At 78.4% G+C, this 1277-nt stretch carries 1 pseudogene; it reads right to left on the bottom strand.

Annotated features, from left to right (window positions below):
• Positions 1–985: pseudogene (locus tag QH470_RS31580) on the bottom strand (hypothetical protein); the annotation flags it as partial.
• Between the last annotated feature and the right edge of the window lie 292 nt (positions 986–1277).

The raw sequence follows: 1277 nt of genomic DNA, 5'->3' as shown, positions 1-1277 counted from the left end.
GGCGCCGGCCCCCCCCCGGGGCGCCGGGCCCGGCGGGGCGGGCGGGCCCGCGGGGGCGGCGGCGCGCCCCCCCCCCCGGCGGGGGGGGGGCCCCGGGGCCCGCCCCCCCCCCGCGACCGACCTGCGCATGCGCCTCGGATGCCAACTCGAGACAGGTGGCGCGGACGCGGTTGTCCGGGACCGAGGCGACGTGCTGCAGCGCCTCCGCCGAACCGGTGAGACCGAGGCGATCGGCCGTGTCCACGGTGAACACCCGCAGATCGAGGGCGTCGGACGGACCGACGAGACCCTCCATCGGCACGTCGGCGAACCGGTTGCGCAGGCTCGGGTCCAACGGCCCGGACGACACCAGCGCGCTCAGCCGCGCACCGGCCTTCGGGCCCCAGGCCAGGCCGAACTCGACCAGGATGCGGGCCGGGTCCGAGACACCCTCCCAGGGCGATCCGACTTCGTCCGTATCGGACAGGACCTCGTCCCACGACCAGGGCGTGGACACCTCCTGGGGCAGGAACACCCCGGCGGGCAGCCACCCGCGACCCTCGTTGGAGGTGATGAACACACCCGCACCGGCCGGTCCGCGCAACACCGCGACGGACCAGTGCAGGCCGACGGCCGAGGTGTCCGCGGCGGCCAGGACACCGCCGAGCAGTGTCTTGGCGAGCACCAGATCCTCGTCCACCGCGTCACCGACCACATAGGCGGGCTCGGCCGCCTCGTCCTTGGCCTTCGCCACGGCCGCCGCGAACGGCGTGGCGACGGGCATCGGCGGGACGTCGGACCGCGCGCCGGAGGACTGCGCGCCCGCCCGGTCGTCGAACGGACCGGCCCCCGGCCCGCCGCCCGGTCCGCCGCCGGGACCACCCGGCGGGATCGAACCGACCGGCGGCACAACCGAACTCGCCGGTGCGGTACCCGTAGCTCCCGGGCCGCCGGACGACGCCGCGGCCGGGACGCTGCCCGGTCCGCCGGTCTCGGCTCCGGTCACCGCGGGCGACTGCCGGCCGTTGTCGGTCCCCGTCGGACCGCCTTCCGGCCCGGAAGGCCCCGACGGCCCCGCGCCGTTCGGGCCGGTACCGGCGGGCGGCCCCCCCCCCCGGGCCCCCCGGGGGGGGGCCCGGGGGGCCCCCCCCCGCGGGCCGCGGGGGGGGGGGGGGGGACGGGCCCCCGGGGTGGGCCGGGCCCGCCGGTGGGGGGTTCGGGTTAATCACATTGCCCAGTGGGTGGGGTGGTCTGGGATATGGCTGCCGTTGGTGCGTTCTACTGAGATGGGGGTGCCG

Source organism: Nocardia wallacei (assembly GCF_029868745.1).
GTDB lineage: Bacteria > Actinomycetota > Actinomycetes > Mycobacteriales > Mycobacteriaceae > Nocardia > Nocardia wallacei_B.
Note: the sequence above shows the minus strand (reverse complement) of the source record. Positions and strands in the feature narration are given on the sequence as shown.